This window comes from Pseudoalteromonas sp. SR41-7 (assembly GCF_014163935.1).
Taxonomy (GTDB): Bacteria; Pseudomonadota; Gammaproteobacteria; order Enterobacterales; family Alteromonadaceae; genus Pseudoalteromonas; species Pseudoalteromonas distincta.
Window position 1 is genome coordinate 68,538 of the sequence record NZ_JACJEF010000014.1, and the last position, 19,248, is coordinate 87,785.

Here is a 19,248-nt window from a genome sequence, read left to right on the forward strand (position 1 = left end):
ACAGCCTAATAGGTTAAAACTTAAAATACATGCACATCAGCTGTATTTATCTAAATGCTGACCAATAACAGCCATGACTTTTTCTTTTAACTCTGCTGCCTGAAAACTTCCTTTTACAAGGTAACCTTTTACAAAGTCGTGTGACATTATAATCTTTTTTTCTTCTTCTCTTTCAGATGAGCTAAACATCATAACTACACACGAGCTTATCTCTATCATTTTTCTGAGTTTAGAGAACTTCTCTAAAAATTGAATGCCATTAACTTTTGGCATATTAATGTCTAGAAATATAAGAATTGGAGGAAATCCATCAGGGTACTTTATTCTATTAGATTCATAATTTTCTAAAAATTCTAATGCTTCTTGACCATCTTTTTTTTCAAAAATTGTAAGATCTAACTTGGCTTCTTTTATTAGCCTTTTAAGAATATACCGGTCAACTTCGTTGTCATCGACAATTAATATAGGGGGTTTAATTTTTGTCATATTAGCTTATCCAATGGTATTACTATTTTAAATGTTGTGCCTTTATCAGAGCTTTGCAGTGATATTTCACCGTTTAAGTACTCAATATGTTTTTTAACCAACGCCATCCCTAAACCAGAGCCCGTACTCGTCTGTGCATGAAATCGCTTAAACATATCAAACACTTCACCTTGATGCTTTTGTGGTATTCCCATTCCGTTATCTGTAACAGTAATAAAAAACGTCTCTTGCTCATTGAAAATATCACAGCGGACATAAGGGGAGTCTTTATTTCTGTCGTAATACTTCAACCCGTTTGAAATTAAGTTTTCAATAATTTGAGCAAAACGCGCTTTTTCTGACTTTATAGGTACTGATAGATTAATTGTTGTCTCGAGCGTACAAGGGTTGTCTTTCATAAGCCAAGTGAGTCGCTCTTTCATATCAATAATCAACTGATTAAAATCAATTACATCTCTATCTTCACTACCAATTTCAGCTTTAGCTAATAGTAAAATATCAACAACAAGTGTCTCTAACTTTTCCATTTGTTGATAGATAACCAATGCATTTCGACTTGCCTCTTCAGTATCTCCTGCTTTTATATCTTCAATAACAAAATGCGCTAGGGATTTAGCCCCTGACAACGGTGATTTCAGGTCATGAGAAGCTCGATAAGCAAACTGTGCAAGTTCGTCATTTGCTTGCTGCAGGGAGGCTGTTTGGCTATTTATAATCTCTTTGAGTTCAATACTGTTTTCAATATTTAAAAGATCATTTTTAATCCGCTGCCTGGCCGCGATAACGAGTGCTTTTAATTCACCCGACGTTTTTATATCAAGCTCATCATCTAGGTTAATATTGCTTTCGGGTTTACTTGATAAGAGCAGGGTAAGATTTCGAATAGAGCTGGATATAGTACGAGAAAGGTAACTTATAAAAATAATATTAAAAAAAGATATGACGATAACAAGTGGAATTAACGTCATTAGTATAAACGATACTGTTTTTCTGATTGGTTCTTCAAACATCTCAGAGTGTTTGTTAAAGCTGACAAGTGCAACATTAAGGTTTAGTAAAAAATCAGCTCTACTGAGCTCACCTTTTTCATACTGAGTAACTGACAGTAGTGTTTTATCCGCAATTTCTATATCTTTTTCACAAATTGTTAAAGTTTGCTCTGTGTTAATAAATTTCATAACAGCATAATTTAATGGATTTATTTCTTCAATACAGTCAATTGGTTGCTGCCTAATTAACAATATATCTGACTCAATGGTATTTATATCTATGGGGAGATCATTTTCTATTTTTTTAACTGACTTAGTAAGTTGATGAGTATATTTTAAGTGAAGAAAATTAAGTTGGTGAAACTTGGCCCCTTTAGCTATTTCAAAAGCTGAGTAAACAGTAATACTTACCTCTGCAGCTGTTAAAATCACAATAAGCATCAGTTTTCTGGAGATATTCATATACGACACCTATTTTAGCTACTAACCCAACAGTTTTTAATAACACTATAATAATTATAGTATTTATCACATTAGGTATAGCAGGTTTTATCTTTTTTACTAGCTCCTCTATAAATAACAATTTACGCTTAACTTAGTTCATTTTTAATACAAAGCTTCTTTTTAATTTTAGTTTGCCACTCAAGAGCAAGCTCCGGCAATTCGAGTGCTGCTAATAATACACTTTCATAATCTGGATATTTTTTATCAAAAAAAGCCTGGAACAGTTTTTTTACTGATATGTCGTGCGAGGCTTTCTTCTCGATAACAACACTATCACCCGTTTTTGCAACGCCCTGCTCTAGTACCCTAAAATACACGCCAGTGCAGTAATGCTGCGTAAACAGTTTAAGGCTGTTTTTATTATTAAGGGCGATAGCTAATTTAAAACAAGGCACACGAGGCTGGCTTACTTCAAGTAATGCAGTACCAATTCGAATATGGTCACCTATGTGTATATTCGCTTCATCAAGGTCAGAAATCGTGAAGTTTTCGCCAAAGGCACCTACTGCCAAATCATCATTCTCGAGGGTTTGTTTCCAATAATCATAATGATTGTGCGAAAACGCGTAAACCGCTTTATCAACCCCGCCGTGATTAACTAAATCAGCTTGCTCATCCCCTATAATATTTAGCTTTTCAATAACAACAGGTTCGTTAGTTGGCGTTTTGAATATTCCCGTTTTCACCTCTTTACCATTATGAATAAGAGTTTTAATTTTAGAGATATTAGTCGAGATGATTTTCATTGCGATACCAACGGATGAGGAAGTAAAGATTAATTATGCAGGTTTTAAAATTATTATAAATAAATTTAAGCAAAAAAATGACCGCTTAAGACTAAGCAGTCATTTAACAATATACAGTTTTTATTATTCTGCTTGTTTTAAAAAATACGTTTCGGCCAGTCCGTTATGTATTCCAGCTAAGTCTATTTGTATTTCATCGATAAAGTCATGCAACAGACCATTTTTAAGTACTCGTACGTCTTTATTTTCTAACTCAACAATTGCATCATCAATTGATTTAATAATTTCTGTTGAGTTTGGCAAAGGTAAAACCAATGCTTTTAATTCATTCATACAAAATAAAATAGATCGTGGGAATACTTTGCTGTGCATCACAAATTCTATTACATCTGCACGCTGTACTCTAACGCCCATTTCTTGGCGATACATTTGATAAGCACTTAACGAACGCAATAAACTGATCCACTGAATATTATCAAACGGCTTCACTTCTTCTTCATTAGTAATTAACGTAGCAGAGCGAATATCTAAAATTCGCGATGTCATATCTGCGCGCTCTATAATCGAACCAAAGCGGATAAAAACATAGCCCTGATCATGATTAATTGTGGCATCTAACGCCCCAAATATTTGATGGGCTGAATCTATAATCTTTTTTAAATAATCAAAACGTCCGCGCTTTGTTATCCCTTCTTTTTGATTATCTTTTACATAATAATAAAGAGAGTTAATTTCTTCCCATACATCTCGCGGTATTACATCGCGAATTGTACGCGCGCTTTCTCGTGCCGAAGTAATAGAGTTTAAAATTGACGAGCTGTTATCACTACCAACAAGTAAATACCTTAATGCTTTTTGTTCAGTAAAATCAGTATGGTTTTCTGAATACGCTTTACGCACACCAATAATATCAATTAATGGCTCCCAGCCGGTACATACGCCTTTGGGTAAGTCCATCATCAGTAAATTGTTAACGTTGATTAAACGAGCCACATTTTCCGCGCGCTCAATGTATCGAGATACCCAATATAAAGTTTCGCCTACTCTTGATAACATATTATTTAGCCTCTTCGTCAACAATCCAAGTATCTTTACTGCCACCACCTTGTGATGAATTAACCACCAAAGAGCCTTTAACCATAGCAACACGCGTTAATCCACCAGTGGTAACTTGCGTATCTTTACCTGATGATAAAATAAACGGTCTTAAATCGGTATGTCGACCATCTGGTTTATTACCATCAAATGTTGGTACTGTTGATAAATCTAATGTTGGTTGAGCTACCCAATTTCGTGGGTCCGCTTTAATTTGAGCAATACACGCTTCTTGTTCTTTTTTAGTCGATTTAGGACCAATTAATAATCCATATCCGCCAGATTCATTTGCAGGTTTAACAACAAGCTTATCGATATTTTTAATCACATGGTCGCATTCTTTCGGATCTAAACATTTGAACGTTGGGACATTAGCAAGTTTAGCTTCCTCGCCTAAGTAGTACTTAATCATCTCAGGTACATAGGCGTAAACTACTTTGTCATCAGCAACACCTGCGCCTGGTGCATTAACTAAAGCCACATTACCTTTAGACCAAGCACGCATTAATCCAGGAACGCCAAGTTGGGATTCTGGTAAAAAGGCTTCTGGGTCTAAAAATAAATCATCTATACGACGATAAATAACATCAACTCGTTGTAGCCCTGTGATTGTTCTCATGTATACACAGTCATCTTTTTCAACAACTAAATCGCGCCCTTCTACCAGTTCGCAACCCATTTCTTGGGCAAGGTAACAATGCTCAAAATAAGCGGAGTTAAATACCCCAGGAGTAAGTACCACGACTTCTGGTTTATCTTGTGGACGAGGCGACATTGCCGCTAGCATATCAAATAATTGTGAAGGGTAATCATCAACAGGTAAAATCGATACTTGCTCAAATAATTCAGGGAATACACGCTTCATTACAGAGCGATTTTCAAGCATATAAGATACACCTGAAGGAACACGCAGGTTATCCTCAAGCACATACATTGTACCGCTACCATCGCGTACTAAATCTGAGCCACAGATATGCGCCCATATTTTATTTGGCGGATTTATTCCCACACATTGCTGGCGAAAGTTAACTGATTTTTCTAGTAACCCTTTTGGAAAAACACCATCTTTTATTATTTTTTGGTCGTGGTATAAATCATCTATAAAAAGGTTAAGCGCTTCAACACGTTGCTTTAAACCAACCTCTACGCTTTGCCATTCTTTTTTGCCAATGGTACGCGGTATAATATCAAACGGCCAGGCTCTATCAATCATATTACCTTCGTTGTAAACCGTGAAAGTAATACCCATTTCTTTAATTGCTAAATCAGCAACCGCTCTGGCTTTTACTAATTCTTCTGCTGATAAATTAGCAAAAAATTGTGCTAATTGTGTTCCATGCGATCTAACGTTTCCTTGTGCATCAATTAATTCATCAAAGAAACCTTTTGTTTGGTACGCTTTCCAATCAATTTTCATACACTCTTTCACCTTATCCATCATCATATATGACGTAGTTAAACTGCTATTCCATTCGAATCATATCAACCGCTACATCAAGCAATTGACTACCGCCACCAAATACCACTCCTTTTAAAGGAGTTACGTCAGAAAAGTCTCGCCCTACGGCTAGAGTAATATGCTGATCGCGTGGTAAAACATTATTTGTTGGATCAAAATCAACCCAACCAAAGTTTGGCACAAATACCGCAAACCATGCATGAGTTGCATCTGCACCTTCTAGCTTTTCTTCGCCTTCTGGCGGCATGGTTTCTATGTACCCACTTACGTATCGACCTGCTAACCCCACGCTGCGTAAGCATGCAAGCGCAAAGTGTGCAAAGTCTTGGCAAACGCCCCTTTTTTGTGCAAAAACAGTGCTCAAAGGCGTACTAATTGTTGTAAAACCAGGATCATAATGAAATTCATGAAAAATCCGTGCCATTAAATCTTTGCATGCAGAAATTATATTTTTGTGTGCATCAAACGAAATTAATGCGTATTCCTTAATTCCTTTATCTATTGGAATAAGCTGTGAAGGTAGTACAAATTCAGACGTTTTTAATAATTCCGCCGTATTTGGTTTAACCAATAAATCACGTACTTTTCGCCAAGCAATATCAACACTCTCTAAATTGCTATTAGCGCCGACTAACAGTTCTACCTCGCTGATCATCGTTACTTTAAGTTTTTTATGCTGTATTGCTATTTCAAACGCTGTTACCTGATTATTAAAATAATCAGTAAATGTTTGTAAGTAAGTCGGTGTAGGTTCAATTTCTACACGACTACTGTGGCATATTTGCCCGCGATTCGTTTTTGGCGTTAATCGCGCTTGGTTTTGACACAAACTAACAAAGTCTGAATAGTTGTATGTAGTCGAGTGCTTTATTTTATATTTCACGATTGAGCTTGCTCAATATTAGTCCAGTTCAATTTATTTGCCGTTTGGGTATGAGAAAAATACTGTAGTAATAATACATCACAAAATGTATCTAAGTTCATACGCGTATTATGGTTAAATTCGATTAACTGGTTACGTTGTCCATTTTCACTTTTTTGTAGGTAATCTTTCTCAGTTACATAACAACTTGTTTTAGATAGTAAAATTGCTTTTTCGTGTGCCGCAATTACGCCTTGCCTGCGTTTTGTGGGTAAATGCTTACATAACTTATTAATTTCCTCTAACTGAAATAATAAAGAACGTGGGTATTCAGCATCTAAAAGTAATAACTCAAGCCCTGTACCAATGGTTTGATACATTCTGTATCGGCGCTTATGCGTAACTAAACTAACTTGGCAACTTAGCACTGCTTCAAGTAAGCCAAGCTCTTCGGGCTCGTCTAACTCTTTGGTTAATAAAGCCGCACTTAATGATGTTATTTGTAAGCTACGCTCTACTCTTCTACCCATTTCGAGTAAAAACCAGCCATTACTATTTGGCATACAATCTGCAATCGAGCCATTAAAAGCCATAATTGAGCCTATAACTCTATCTAGGCTGCTTTGCATTGCACGCGTTGGAATATTAATATTTACATTTTTAAATACTTTAATTTGCTCATTAATATCATCAATTATTCGGCGGCTATCATGAGATAGTAATTCTTGAATTTGCACCGACGCATTTGCAATGTACTTTAATGTATTAATAATACTGCCAGCGCATTGCTCGTCTGCAAGGAGTTGAAAGGCGGTTTCTTTAGACAGATTTACATCAATGCCATCTAGTTTTAAATCAGGTTCTATATAGGGATAAACAATATATTGCGACCTAATGGCATTAGAAAGCCGTGCAACTATACTTTTTCGTATTGAATCTGGGTAAACAGAAAATTCGGTGTACTTGTCTATAAAAATACGCAATATACGTATGGTATTTTCGCAGCGTTCTAAGTATCGGCCCAACCAAAAAAGGTGCTCAGCCGTACGGCTCGAAATAACCCCTTCGAGTAGCGTTACATCCATTCTTTTTCTAATTGGCACCGGTGGATTATGCTCGCCTAAATCAACTCTATCGGCTGTATTTATCCATGTATCTTTGATCCAACCAGATATTCTCGGGTTGTTACTTTTTTCGTTCGAAAAACACAGTGCTGAAGGAAGTACTTCTACGCCATTTTCAGTGGTTAATGCATAGCATCTAAACACCACTGGCTTGGAGATTAATTGCCCGTCATGCCAAAATGGTGCACTGCTAAAAGAAGGTTTTTCTTGGAAAAAGTAATTATCGGGTTCTTTGCTAATAAGTAGCTTTATTTCTTGCTCGTCTAACACTCCATCTAACTTGAGTGTAGGGTCTATAGCAGATAGTAGTTCGAGGTTATTCCAATCAACGGCTTGCGCTTCTTTTACACTTAAATAATTTGGCTCACCTAACAACAGGGGTTGTTTTAAAATTTGCTGCGATAACTTTTCTAAGTTGCACTTTATTGAAGGTGACGAGAGCACACCGCTACCAAACGGGTTTAAAACCTTAACCGACCCTTGTCGAACCGATTGTAATAAGCCCGGAATACCATGAAGTGAATATTCAGTTTGCTCTAAAGAGTCAATACAACGATCAGAAACCCAGCGTAAAATGACATTAATTTTACCCAAGCCTTGTAACGATTTTAAACAAACGTCACCACCACGTACGGTTAAGTCGGCGCTTTGTACTAATGTATAGCCAAAGTAGGTAGATAGGAATGCATGCTCGTTGTAGTTAGGGTCATCAATTCCTTGGGTAAGGATTACAATTCGTGGGTCATCCATATAATGGGTATATTCGTTAATACCCTCTTGGAATAAATTTAAAAATTCTTTAATTTGCTGAACATTACATTCGGCAAATTCTTCAGCCATTACACGCCTTGCAATAATACGGCTTTTAATTAATAGCCCTAAGCCTAACGGGCACTGACAATGATCGCTTAATACTTTAAATTCGCCTGTTGGCGTGCGGTAAACATCTAATGCAGTAAAAAATAGTGTTAATTCGTTACTAGGTAAGCTAAAACCTTCGCGTAAGTAATTAGGGTCTTGAAAAAGCTGCTTTGCAGGAATATGACCATCGACTAATAATGTTTGGTCACCGTAAATATCTTGCTGAATTTTATTTAATAAAAGGGTTCTTTGTTTTATTCCCTCTTCGAGCAATGCCCAATCAGCTTTTGATAACATAAATGGCAATGGGTCGAAGTGCCACTGCTTATTGCTTTCATTTTTAATATTGCCATTTTGTAGCAATTGGCTAATTTCTGTAGCGCGGCTACTAACATCATCTGCTGTTAGACTAGCTAAACGCTTAAATAAAGTATCCCAATGTTCTGGGTTTAGACCACTGTGGTTTGCTAGTTCATCATGTCCATGTGATTTATCAAGGTATAAAGACAACCACTCAGGCAATTCCGGCATCGCGTTATTGTTAATATACAAGCTGAAAGCGCTCCAATTTATAGTAAATAGCCGTGTTCATAATGATGCTTTAAAAATATTTAGTCATTCCACTTTAAATAATTTCAAAGTGGAATGACACAACTATCAATTATTATTTAAAGTTAGGCTGCCTGCGTAAATCCAAGGTATTTGGATAATCAGGATTACTACTTTCTTCATCAGGCACTACGTATTCACTTGCGCTTTGCGCCGATTGAAAACTATGCGTAACCGCCGATGGGCTCCAGCTTGGTTCTGCTGATGCAAGTAACGATGGTGTATGCCCATGCTCCCAAAATCTTGCAACCCTGCGCCCTTCGGCTTCAAATGCATTAACCGGTAGCGTTTCAGGATTACGACCCCCAGCATGGCTCACATGATATACAAAGCCTCCAACTGAACGACCTTCCCACGTATCGATTAAATCAAAAACTAATGGAGCATGTACGCCAATAGTTGGGTGAAGCGCTGTAGGTGGCTGCCAAGCTCTGTATCGTATACCCGCGACCATTTCATCTTTTGCTTTACCTTTAACCGATTTAAGCGGCACTCTTCGACCATTACACGTTACAACATAGCGATCGCTCATTGTTCCTTGTACTTTTATTTGTACTCTTTCTAATGACGAATCTACATAGCGCGCCGTACCCGACGCACTTGCCTCTTCGCCTAGTACATGCCAAGGCTCGATTGCGGTTCTAAGCTCAAGTGTAACGTTATCAAGTTCTCGCGTGCCACATACCGGAAACCTAAATTCAAAAAATGGATTTAACCAACTTAACTGAAATTGAAAACCTGCTTGTTGTAAATCGCGGCTTACTTCAGCTAAATCGTTTTCTACATATTGTGGTAATAAAAACTTATCGTGTAACTCTGTACCCCAACGTATTAATGGCTTGTGGTAAGGTTTTTTCCAAAACCAAGCAAGTAAAGTACGCAACAGTAGCATTTGCACTAAACTCATTTGTGAATGTGGAGGCATTTCAAAGCCTCTAAATTCTACAATCCCTAAACGACCTCTGGCTGAGTCGGGTGAATAGAGCTTATCTATACAAAATTCTGCTCTGTGTGTATTACCCGTTAAATCCACTAATAAATTACGCAGTAACCTATCAACTAACCAAGGCTCAGGTACCTCACCTTCGGGCATATGCGAAAAGGCAATTTCTAGCTCGTATAAAACTTCATCACGGGCTTCATCCACTCGCGGCGCTTGGCTTGTAGGACCAATAAAAAGCCCCGAAAACAAATACGACAAACCAGGATGATGCTGCCAATAGGTAATAAAGCTTCTTAAAATATCGGGTCTGCGTAAAAATGGGCTTTGCTCAGGTGTTTCGCCACCAAGCGTTACGTGGTTACCACCACCAGTACCAGTATGGCGACCATCTGCCATAAACTTATCGGTACCTAATCGGCATTCTTTTGCTAAACCGTATAACGTTGTGGTTCGACTGACTAATTGATCCCACGATGTTGAAGGATGAATATTTACTTCAATAACACCTGGATCTGGCGTTACAGCGTATTTTTCTACGCGGCTATCTTTAGGTGGGCTATAGCCTTCAATAACAAGCGGCATTTTAAGTTCTTTAGCCACACTCTCTATACTACTTATTAAACCCATGTAATGTTCAAAATGACTTGTTGGTGGCATAAATATATATAAACGCCCCTCTCTCACTTCCATTACAAGCGCAGTTTTAACCATTTCTTTACCAATAAACCCCTTTTTAAGCTTTTTAGCTTTGGTAAAATTTTCTGGAATATCAAACGGGTCGCGGTCAATAATATTGCCGCTCCACTCAAGGCTGTCTAAAGGTAGACGATAACCAAGTGGTGATTCACCCGGTAATAAAAAACAATGACCCCGTTTAAACTCCCACGTACACGACTGCCAACAGTTTTTACTATCGTTCCATTTTAAAGGTAGAACATAGCCAACAGGCTTTTCTATGCCTTTATCCATTTTAGCTAAAAAGCCTTTTCGGCTCATTGCATGGAGAAGTTCTGGTTGATCTGGCTTTATTTCGGTAGGTAATGAGGCTTCTTGCCACATGTGATATAAAATATCTTCATAAGCCGTAGTAAGTGCCTTGGTTTCAAGACCAAGTGAGTCACACAGTTTATCAGCAAACTTTTTAGTATCGGTATGATCAAATTTATAATCTTTATTAGGATCGGCTAATAGTGCGGCATCTTGCCATAAAGGCTCACCATCTTTGCGCCAATAACATGCGTATTGCCAACGTGGTAATGGCTCACCCGGATACCATTTACCTTGTCCGTAATGAGTAAAGCCACCTTTTGTGTATACTTTATTCATTTCTACAAATAAATTTTGAGCTAATATTCTTTTTTCTTTACCATCGGCATCAGTATTCCACTGAGGATGTTCCATATCGTCAATAGAAATAAACGTAGGTTCGCCGCCCATGGTTAAATGTATGTTTTCTTCATTGTAAACATTGTCAACGTGCTGACCTAAACGGTTAATTGCCGCCCACTGCGCCTCAGAATACGGCTTAGTAACACGTGGGTCTTCGTGTACACGCGTTACTTTATTATAAAAGCTAAACTCAGATTTACAGTCATCTATACCGCCGGTTACCGGCGCTGCCGAGCTTGGCTCTGGCGTACACGCCAATGGAATATGACCTTCACCAGCAAATAAACCCGAGGTAGGATCAAGCCCTATCCAACCTGCACCCGGAATATAAACCTCGGTCCATGCATGCAAATCGGTAAAATCTTCTTCTGGACCACTTGGACCATCTAATGATTTTTGATCTGATGTTAGCTGTACTAAGTAGCCCGATACAAATCGAGAGGCCAACCCTAAATGACGAAACAATTGTACTAACAACCAAGCAGAATCACGACACGAACCTGTTTTTTTACTTATTGTTTCGTTTGCCGTTTGCACACCGGGTTCTAAACGAATGCCATAACCTACTAATTCATAAATAGCTTGATTAACAGCCACTAAAAAATCAACGCTTCTAAGCGGCTCTTTAGGGTTTAAAGATTCAATTAATTCTTTAAATTTTGGACTGGCTTTGCGTTTTTTTAAATAAGGAGAGAGTTCTGACTTTGAAATAGCATCGTAAACAAACGGGAAGTTTTCGGCGTAATCTTCTAAAAAGAAATCAAAAGGATTAATAACCGTTAGTTCGGCGACCAAATCAACTGTAAAACTAAATTCGGTAGTTGGCTTGTTAAACACCACCCTCGCTTGGTAATTACCAAAAGGGTCTTGTTGCCAATTTATATAATGATCTTCTGGAACTATTTTTAAAGAATAACTTTTAATTTTTGTACGGCTATGTGGCGCTGGACGTAATCGGAATATATGCGGCCCCATATTAACTGACCGGTCGTATTTATACTGAGTATGGTGCGAAATCCCAACTGTAATTGTCATCTATTAATTCCCCTTTAATAATGTATGGCCACAATATAACGCTGAAAATATTATTTGGACTAATTCACTTGTGCAATTTTTATACCAAAAGACTTGCTTAAGTAGTACTGTTCATCCACTCGCGGCTCTTGCACAAAGCAACGTTATGCATAAAGGTTTTGACCTAATTAATAGGAAAAACACACCTATTCAATAAATAGTAAACTTAGTGTGATTTAGACCATCGATTTTAGATTATTAATGGTGCAGAAAACGCACCAAAATAGTGCTTCAAAATAACTTATAATTAAATCCTGTTAATTTAAAATATTGAAATAAAACAAATATATTTAGATTTTTTAAAATACTCACTGCGTTACTTATACCGCTAAACTGATATAATTAAAAGGATTTATTTAGAGTTTAAAAATCACTCAAAGTAATCATTAAATAGTAAGAAATAGTTCACAATAAAGCTGCTGTTAAAGTAAGTAACGGTGCTATACTAGATCGATTTTTAACCGCTTACGTTACAGTAAAACTAACAATCTCGATGACATAAAACAAGCAACTTTTAATACATAGATGCTTACTTTAAAGATTAGTTTTGCAGTGGTGTGTTTTAATTTCAAACAAAACAGAACACGTCCAATTTGAAAAACCAGCACACCTCACTAACCTGTTAATTTTTCATTATCATCAAAGCTAAAGGTAATGCAGCACTAGGGCGTGTTGTTCTTTGGTGGTTGAATTTGCAGCAGTGTGTTTGGTATTTAAGCAAGGCAGAGTCTATGATGTGTGGTTGTTCCCCATACATAGGCGATAACGCAGCATAAATGCCAAACATGCGCTGCCCCTGGGTTCTTTCTAGGGACGATTGACTCTTTGTTGCTCGGTTTTTACTTAGCCCACTAGGTTACAAACCTCGCGCCGCGATTAAATCGCCCCTAGATTGAACAAATTTCAATCCCAAAAAACAACACGCCCTAGCGTATTTAAGATTTTTTAAATCAACCCAATCTACCTAATAGGATATTTTCTTATGCAAAAGCTAACAGATGTCGGTGAAAACTTAGTTAATGGTATAGCATCTCGTTATAACCTCAGTCACGATGCAGTAATTCACATGTTAGTTAGCGTTAATAACGGCGGTTGCTCAATGGCACAGTTTAATTGCCCAGAGCTTGGTGGTTCTGGTCAATGGATGCGTGGCGGAATGACAATGGTTGGCGACATGTTTAACAACGGTTTAAAATCAACCGTTGATAACTTGTGCAACGAACTTGCTAATATATTGAGCAATAACCAAATATTTCCGGTTATTCCTGTAGGATCGCCTGGCAGCAATCAGTGGTGGCCAGGTAATCTAGGCAGCCCAATTAGCAGTGGTGCGCAAAATAATATTCGCTACGCTATATTCCCTAATCGCTTAGCCGTTGAATTAAATGGACAAGTGAGCGTATACGACACGTTAGATCATAATATTGGTGGTGTAAGCCAACAGCAAGGCAATAATACCTCTCTTACATTTAACAGCCAGTGGGGGACAATTAATGTAAATACCCTGCCATTAATTTCAGGGCAAACGCCAACGCCTCCAGAACCACAAAAAGATTTTACGCAGCAAGTAACGCAGCCGAATTTTGCATCGTCAACACCAAACCAAGTTGAAGCACCGGCTAATAATACTGTGGGGCAATACTCGGTAGACGAAACACTTCAAATTATTGAAAAGTTAGCACAACTTCGCGACTCTAATGCGTTGAGTGATGATGAATTTAATATTAAAAAGTCTGAACTTTTAAAAAGGATTTAACCACTATCCTCCAGTAGCATAGCGCTAAGTAAAAGTGGTTTATACGGTCTCTTTTTTATTCGGTAACATATGAAAACATTTAAATGTAATTGCACAGATCAACTTATTTTATTTTTTGAAAGCAGCCATTGTTTGGCTTGTGGCAGAACCGTGGGTATTGATGATGAGTTCGACCAAGTTGAACCCTATGAAATTGATGAGCAATCGGGGTTATTTTACAAAGCAGAAGCGCCTGAAGTTTTTTATAAAAAATGTGATAACAATGCTCAGTACCACGTTTGTAATGGTATGGTTAATTTAGACACATTTATACCTGTTGCCGATAAAGACGAAGTGCTGTGTTTTTCGTGCCGCTTTAATGAAACGGTGCCCGATTTAAGTATTGTTGAACATATTCCATTATGGAAAAAAATGGAGACAGCAAAACGTCGCGCTTTGTATACATTAAAATCATTATCACTCCCTTTAAATACCACGATTCAAGAACCTGAAAGCGGATTAAGCTTCGATTTTATAGCAGACCGTAACGTAAGCGATCACTTTGTAAGCCCTATTATAGGTCAAGACGTTGTATTTACAGGACACGATTGCGGGCATATCACTATAAACCTAGCTGAAGCAGACGACGTAGCACGCTCTCAAGCTAAAATAGCAATGGGCGAGCGTTACCGTACTTTACTTGGCCATTTTCGCCATGAACTCGGTCATTATTATTTTGATCAACTAATCGCAAATTCATCAAAAAAACATGCTTTATGTAAGCAATATTTTGGTGATGACGAATTAGATTACCAGCAAGCGCTCGATACTCATTACAAGCAAGGCGCGCCAGCTAACTGGCATGAAACCTTTATCAGTGAATACGCTACTATGCACCCTTATGAAGACTGGGCGGAAACATGGGCGCATTACATGCATATTATCGATACTTTAGAAACAGCCAAAAACTTTTCAATTACAGGCTCAACAACGGGTAATGAGTTTGAATTAGATGAAGCAGACGAGCTTAGATTGCCACAAAGTGCATATTACTTTAATTCACAAACATCGATTGATGCTATTTTAGATACTTGGATGGAATTTTCGATCATTCTAAATTCACTAAATCGCAGCATGGGACTTGCCGATGCCTACCCATTTGTACTAACTCAAGCGGTGCGAACTAAGTTATCTTTCATCCATCATGCTATCCATAACAGGCTCAATTTAATGCCTGATTTACTAACATAAGAAGTAATTAATTGAGTAAGATAGTTTACTGTTTTACTCAGTAAACTATTAAAATAACTGCTAAAGAGACAGAAAACATTAGGGCGTGTTGATCTTTTCAAAGACTATATTCTATTAGTTTTAAATTTAGAATTTTGGGTGCTATAAGCGACAATAAAATAATCACGATATGTAAATGCCCCTAAAACACTTCACTGTAAAATGAGTAAGGCTTAACGTTCCAACTAAGGCAAAAAGTAAATATAGAACGGCTGTAAAAAATGGCTAATAGTAAGAGCGTATAAATTTAATCACTCGTTCTTAATAAGAAACTGAACAATATTTATAAGTCGCTAATAAATAATAAAGTTAAAATTAAAAACACTACAAAAATGGGAGTAAGTATATAAAAAAGAATATTTGATATGATTTTGTGTTCTTCTCTGAAGCTAAGCAAGCTATTGTACTGCGCCCTAAAAAATGGAAAAGTAAAAAAAGATCTAAAAATAAACCATAACACTAAGCTGCAGTGCAATTTTATTTCAAACCAAAACTGTTCTGGCTCAATATTTATAGAGTGACCAGCAGTGCTTTTTCCACCTATAGACCAGCCTGTTATGAGCTCTAACATAATAGCTAAAATTAATAGAGCCGCTACCCAAAGTGCAGCGGACTCTAATGACTCTCTTTTTGAGATAAATTTTGAACGCATCTTTATTCACAGATTACATTTATAACTACTTTTGCCACTTGCCCAGCGCTTGTTTGTCGCTTTGTTTAAACTCAACCCAGTTTGATGAGTCTTTAAAGTGCTCTTTTTTCCAAAACGTGGCGTGGTTTTTTAAATAATCCATTATAAATTGTGCGCCTTCGAACGCGGCTTGGCGATGGCGGGACGTTACGCCTACAAATACAATTTGCTCGCCAAGTGCTAAGTAACCAACGCGGTGAATAATACATATTCGCGCCAGTTGCCAGCGAGTTTGAGCTTGCTCTGCAATAGATTGAAGCAGTTGCTCGGTCATACCAGGGTAGTGTTCAAGCTCAAGTGCAATAACATTATCGCCACTGCTGAACTCTCTTACCAAACCTGTAAAGGTGACAACAGCGCCATCGCTTTTATTATTACTACAAAGCGTATTGTGCTCGCCACCTACATTAAAATCATCGGTTTGTACTTGAATATGTATGCTCATTAGCCACCTGTAACCGGCGGGAAAAAGGCAAGCTCATCCCCTGCTCTCACTATTTCGTCGCTTGATGACATAGTTTGGTTAAGCGCTGCAAGTAGCTCACGCTCCTTCAGCCACGGTTGCCAATGCGGGTATTGGCTCACTAATCTTAATTTAAGCTCTGAAATAGTAAGCGGCTGCGTAATCTCAAGACTTAATTTGCTGCACTTTAACCGCTCTTTTAGTTGCCCAAAAAACAATAACTCTACTTTTCCGGCGCTAGATATTGCATCGTTTGGATTAATCGCGTTGCCAACTGCCATTTTTGCCCCCAGCTTTTTGAGTAACGCGCATGCCGCTAATTTCCATTAGTGGGTCGGCTGCTTTACACATATCAAACAAAGTAAGGCTAGCCACAGATACCGCGGTGAGCGCTTCCATTTCGACCCCAGTTTTACCTGCAAGTTTGCAGTAGCTGGTTATTTTAATTTGGCTGTTTGCTTCATCAAGTTCAAAATCAACAGCGACTTTACTAAGTGCAAGCGGATGACAAAGCGGGATTAAATCGGCGCACTTTTTAGCGCCTTGAATACCCGCAATACGTGCCACGCCTAACACATCGCCCTTTTTGTTTTGATTAAGCATTACTTGTTCAAAGGCAAGCTTACTCATGCTAATAAATGCTTCAGCCGAGGCATCGCGCAAGGTTACGTCTTTGAGCGATACATCAACCATATTCGCTTGGCCGTTTTCGTCAACATGGCTCAACATACTATTGCTCACGCGATTCACACTTTTTACCAATGGTAATGTGCGGTACAAAGTTACACGGTTTATGCATTGAGTTAAGTTGATCTTTTATAATACCTGTCCACGCTGTTTTACATGCGCCTGTAGAGCCTGGCATACAAAAAATAACCGTGTTGTTAGCAAGTCCCGCAAGTGCACGAGATTGAATAGTAGAGTTACCAATTTCGCCGTACGATATGTGCCTAAATAGCTCCCCAAAACCGTCTACGCTTTTATCAAACAGCGGAGCAAATGCCTCTGGTGTTGAATCGCGCTCAGTAAAACCTGTACCGCCAGTCACTAAAATAGCATGAATGGTGTCATCGGCTATCCACTGCGATGCCACTGCACGCATTTGGTAAACGTCATCTTTAACTATGTCTTTATCAGCTAAGTGATGGCCAGCTTCAGTTAGCGCTTTAATTAAGTAATGACCAGAAGTATCGGTAATCGCATCGCGTGTATCGCTTACCGTCATTACGGCAATGTTTAATGCTATTTGTGACTCAGTTGTGTGACTCATAATGTTCTTCTTAATTGATTAATGCTTTGGTCAAAATGCTCATTTACAGCTTTAAATTGCGCCGGTGTATTGGTGTTTATTAATGCGTGCGCTTTATTACATAAAAGCGTTTGCACACCAATGCTTTGGGTAAACTGTTTTATTGATTTATGACTGTTAGCGTTTGTGAGTATGTGTTTTAAATGATTTTTTACACTGCTTGTATTACGAATATACAGCGGTAGTGGTTCATTTTCAAAGTGCCAAGCATGTATTTGTGACTGATTTAATTGATTGCTCACACTTTGTACGTTATTTGACTGAGAAGCCAGCACAATTATGCTTAACAAACTACTCGTAAGTAGAGGCATATCTACCGCAGTAATAAGTAAGTCGTGCTCTGTGGCTATTAATGTGGAATAAATTCCGCCAAGGGGTCCACTATTTGGGTATATATCTTTAACGTACTTTTCTGAGGGATAATCGCTCGGTGAATAATGGTTCAATGACTTGACTGGATTTGTAACGTTGCGACTTATAAGTATGTTTTTAGCACCTACGTCTTTTAATAAATCACACGCATTGTGCAATAGCGTTTTATTTTTTAAAACTAAATCGGCTTTGTCTGTGCCCATTCTTGATGACTTACCACCAGCAAGCACAACACCTGTAAAATCTCGCTTAACTTTTACTTCCATATTAACCACCTAACATGGCTAAGTGAGTTGTCGCACCTGTTAAGCGTTTATCTAGCTCATGGCTTATTTCTTTATTGCCCATAGCGGCTTGAATTGCCTTTACGGTCGCTGCAGTATCGTCCTCGTTGAGTAGTTCGCGTAAATCTATACCTTGCTCTGCAAATAAACATAAGTGTAATTTACCCAGCGCCGACACCCTTAAGCGATTACAACTTTTACAAAAGTCTTTACTGTACGGCATTATTAAACCAATACGACCATCGTAATCAGGATGACAAAACTCCTCAGCGGGTCCATTTAATTTCCCCCTAACGACTTGTAACCAACCTTGGTAAAGTAATTGGGCTTTAACCGTTTGCCCACTTAAGTGGTTTTCTTCAAAAAATGTTGCGCCGTCACCGGTTTCCATTAATTCTATAAAGCGCACTGTAACTTTGTGGTGTTTTACCCACGCTAAAAAATCCTTCAATTGGTTTTTATTAAACTGCTTGGCAAGCACTGCATTTATTTTTATATCTTTTATGCCCAGATCTACCGCGCGTTCAATCCCTTTTAAAATAAGGTTAAGTTTGTCGTGCCCTGTTATGAGTTTAAACATACTCGGATTTAAGCTATCAATACTGACATTAAGCGCATCAAGCCCTGCCTCAGCAAATTCATCAATTTTCTTTAATAAATTAAACCCGTTGGTAGTAATGGCTACTTTTTCTATGCCAGGTGTATTTTTACAGAGTTTTATAATATCGGTTACGTCGTTTCGCAAGCACGGTTCGCCACCTGTAATGCGTACTTTTTTAGTACCTAGCTCTGCAAACGCATTTACTAGCGTGCTAATTTCGTTTTTATTTAAAAAATTACGCGGCGTATCGCACTGATACCCGTTTGGTAAACAATAACTACAACTAAAATTACATACATCGGTTATTGAGAGGCGCAAATAGTTAAACTGCCGACCAAATTGATCATTAAGCATATGCTTCC

Annotated in this window: 16 protein-coding genes; 2 read left to right on the forward strand and 14 right to left on the reverse strand. The window is 38.0% G+C overall.

All coding sequences use genetic code 11. From position 1 onward, the window contains the following. Positions 1–36: 36 nt before the first annotated feature. The 8 genes from H5092_RS16430 to H5092_RS16465 form a co-directional block, all read right to left on the reverse strand. Positions 37–486 (reverse strand): response regulator, encoded by a 450-nt coding sequence (locus tag H5092_RS16430; protein ID WP_024596059.1) that lies wholly within the window; start codon positions 484–486, stop codon positions 37–39. Then, complete coding sequence (locus H5092_RS16435; RefSeq protein WP_182734072.1) at positions 483–1,937, reverse strand: ATP-binding protein; 1,455 nt, start codon at positions 1,935–1,937, stop codon at positions 483–485. Before H5092_RS16435 ends, H5092_RS16430 begins: the two co-directional genes overlap by 4 nt. 128 nt (positions 1,938–2,065) lie before the next feature. Continuing rightward, entirely contained in the window at positions 2,066–2,725 is a 660-nt protein-coding gene (locus H5092_RS16440; protein ID WP_024604871.1) for an MOSC domain-containing protein, read from the reverse strand. 123 nt (positions 2,726–2,848) lie between these two features. Next, the gene (locus tag H5092_RS16445; protein WP_007585221.1) at positions 2,849–3,781 is read right to left on the reverse strand and encodes an alpha-E domain-containing protein; all 933 of its coding nucleotides are present in this window, start codon (positions 3,779–3,781) and stop codon (positions 2,849–2,851) included. A 1-nt stretch (position 3,782) separates the two neighbouring features. Continuing rightward, the gene (locus H5092_RS16450; protein ID WP_007585223.1) at positions 3,783–5,237 is read right to left on the reverse strand and encodes a circularly permuted type 2 ATP-grasp protein; all 1,455 of its coding nucleotides are present in this window, start codon (positions 5,235–5,237) and stop codon (positions 3,783–3,785) included. Between the two features lie 46 nt (positions 5,238–5,283). After that, the gene (locus H5092_RS16455) at positions 5,284–6,162 is read right to left on the reverse strand and encodes a transglutaminase family protein (RefSeq protein WP_024590933.1); all 879 of its coding nucleotides are present in this window, start codon (positions 6,160–6,162) and stop codon (positions 5,284–5,286) included. Next, the gene (locus tag H5092_RS16460; RefSeq protein WP_182734074.1) at positions 6,159–8,678 is read right to left on the reverse strand and encodes a circularly permuted type 2 ATP-grasp protein; all 2,520 of its coding nucleotides are present in this window, start codon (positions 8,676–8,678) and stop codon (positions 6,159–6,161) included. The genes H5092_RS16455 and H5092_RS16460 overlap by 4 nt, the downstream gene beginning before the upstream one ends. A 112-nt stretch (positions 8,679–8,790) precedes the next feature. Beyond that, positions 8,791–12,102, reverse strand: a complete 3,312-nt coding sequence (locus H5092_RS16465) for a DUF2126 domain-containing protein (protein ID WP_182734076.1) — start codon at positions 12,100–12,102, stop codon at positions 8,791–8,793. Positions 12,103–13,123: 1,021 nt separating this feature from the next. Between H5092_RS16465 and H5092_RS16470 the strand changes: the two genes are divergently transcribed. Beyond that, a complete protein-coding gene (locus H5092_RS16470) occupies positions 13,124–13,897 on the forward strand; it encodes an SHOCT domain-containing protein (protein WP_182734078.1) in 774 nt (257 codons plus the stop codon). Between the two features lie 69 nt (positions 13,898–13,966). Then, positions 13,967–15,127, forward strand: a complete 1,161-nt coding sequence (locus H5092_RS16475) for a putative zinc-binding metallopeptidase (RefSeq protein WP_182711636.1) — start codon at positions 13,967–13,969, stop codon at positions 15,125–15,127. A 716-nt stretch (positions 15,128–15,843) separates the two neighbouring features. Here the strand turns inward: H5092_RS16475 and moaE are convergent. The 6 genes from moaE to moaA are packed head-to-tail and all read right to left on the reverse strand — an operon-like array spanning position 15,844 to position 19,240. Further along, positions 15,844–16,302: a molybdopterin synthase catalytic subunit MoaE gene (moaE, locus tag H5092_RS16480; protein WP_182734081.1), complete on the reverse strand. Its 459-nt coding sequence runs from the start codon at positions 16,300–16,302 to the stop codon at positions 15,844–15,846. Then, a complete protein-coding gene (locus H5092_RS16485) occupies positions 16,302–16,601 on the reverse strand; it encodes a MoaD/ThiS family protein (RefSeq protein WP_182734086.1) in 300 nt (99 codons plus the stop codon). The genes moaE and H5092_RS16485 overlap by 1 nt, the downstream gene beginning before the upstream one ends. Further along, entirely contained in the window at positions 16,579–17,049 is a 471-nt protein-coding gene (moaC, locus tag H5092_RS16490; protein WP_007375236.1) for a cyclic pyranopterin monophosphate synthase MoaC, read from the reverse strand. The genes H5092_RS16485 and moaC overlap by 23 nt, the downstream gene beginning before the upstream one ends. Before the next feature lies 1 nt (position 17,050). Then, positions 17,051–17,590: a molybdenum cofactor biosynthesis protein B gene (moaB, locus tag H5092_RS16495; RefSeq protein ID WP_182695790.1), complete on the reverse strand. Its 540-nt coding sequence runs from the start codon at positions 17,588–17,590 to the stop codon at positions 17,051–17,053. Beyond that, positions 17,587–18,267 (reverse strand): molybdenum cofactor guanylyltransferase, encoded by a 681-nt coding sequence (locus tag H5092_RS16500; RefSeq protein ID WP_182734089.1) that lies wholly within the window; start codon positions 18,265–18,267, stop codon positions 17,587–17,589. The genes moaB and H5092_RS16500 overlap by 4 nt, the downstream gene beginning before the upstream one ends. 1 nt (position 18,268) lies before the next feature. Continuing rightward, on the reverse strand, positions 18,269–19,240 hold the full coding sequence (gene moaA, locus H5092_RS16505) for a GTP 3',8-cyclase MoaA (protein WP_182734092.1): 972 nt from the start codon (positions 19,238–19,240) through the stop codon (positions 18,269–18,271). Between the last annotated feature and the right edge of the window lie 8 nt (positions 19,241–19,248).

Coding starts and splice junctions, on each gene's coding strand:
- moaA (WP_182734092.1), bottom strand. CDS start 19,240: ATGCTTAATGATCAATTTGGTCGGCAGTTTAACTATTTGCGCCTCTCA.
- H5092_RS16450 (WP_007585223.1), bottom strand. CDS start 5,237: ATGAAAATTGATTGGAAAGCGTACCAAACAAAAGGTTTCTTTGATGAA.
- H5092_RS16475 (WP_182711636.1), top strand. CDS start 13,967: ATGAAAACATTTAAATGTAATTGCACAGATCAACTTATTTTATTTTTT.
- moaE (WP_182734081.1), bottom strand. CDS start 16,302: ATGAGCATACATATTCAAGTACAAACCGATGATTTTAATGTAGGTGGC.
- H5092_RS16485 (WP_182734086.1), bottom strand. CDS start 16,601: ATGGCAGTTGGCAACGCGATTAATCCAAACGATGCAATATCTAGCGCC.
- H5092_RS16430 (WP_024596059.1), bottom strand. CDS start 486: ATGACAAAAATTAAACCCCCTATATTAATTGTCGATGACAACGAAGTT.
- H5092_RS16500 (WP_182734089.1), bottom strand. CDS start 18,267: ATGGAAGTAAAAGTTAAGCGAGATTTTACAGGTGTTGTGCTTGCTGGT.
- H5092_RS16440 (WP_024604871.1), bottom strand. CDS start 2,725: ATGAAAATCATCTCGACTAATATCTCTAAAATTAAAACTCTTATTCAT.
- H5092_RS16435 (WP_182734072.1), bottom strand. CDS start 1,937: ATGAATATCTCCAGAAAACTGATGCTTATTGTGATTTTAACAGCTGCA.
- moaC (WP_007375236.1), bottom strand. CDS start 17,049: ATGTTGAGCCATGTTGACGAAAACGGCCAAGCGAATATGGTTGATGTA.
- H5092_RS16470 (WP_182734078.1), top strand. CDS start 13,124: ATGCAAAAGCTAACAGATGTCGGTGAAAACTTAGTTAATGGTATAGCA.
- H5092_RS16465 (WP_182734076.1), bottom strand. CDS start 12,102: ATGACAATTACAGTTGGGATTTCGCACCATACTCAGTATAAATACGAC.
- H5092_RS16445 (WP_007585221.1), bottom strand. CDS start 3,781: ATGTTATCAAGAGTAGGCGAAACTTTATATTGGGTATCTCGATACATT.
- moaB (WP_182695790.1), bottom strand. CDS start 17,590: ATGAGTCACACAACTGAGTCACAAATAGCATTAAACATTGCCGTAATG.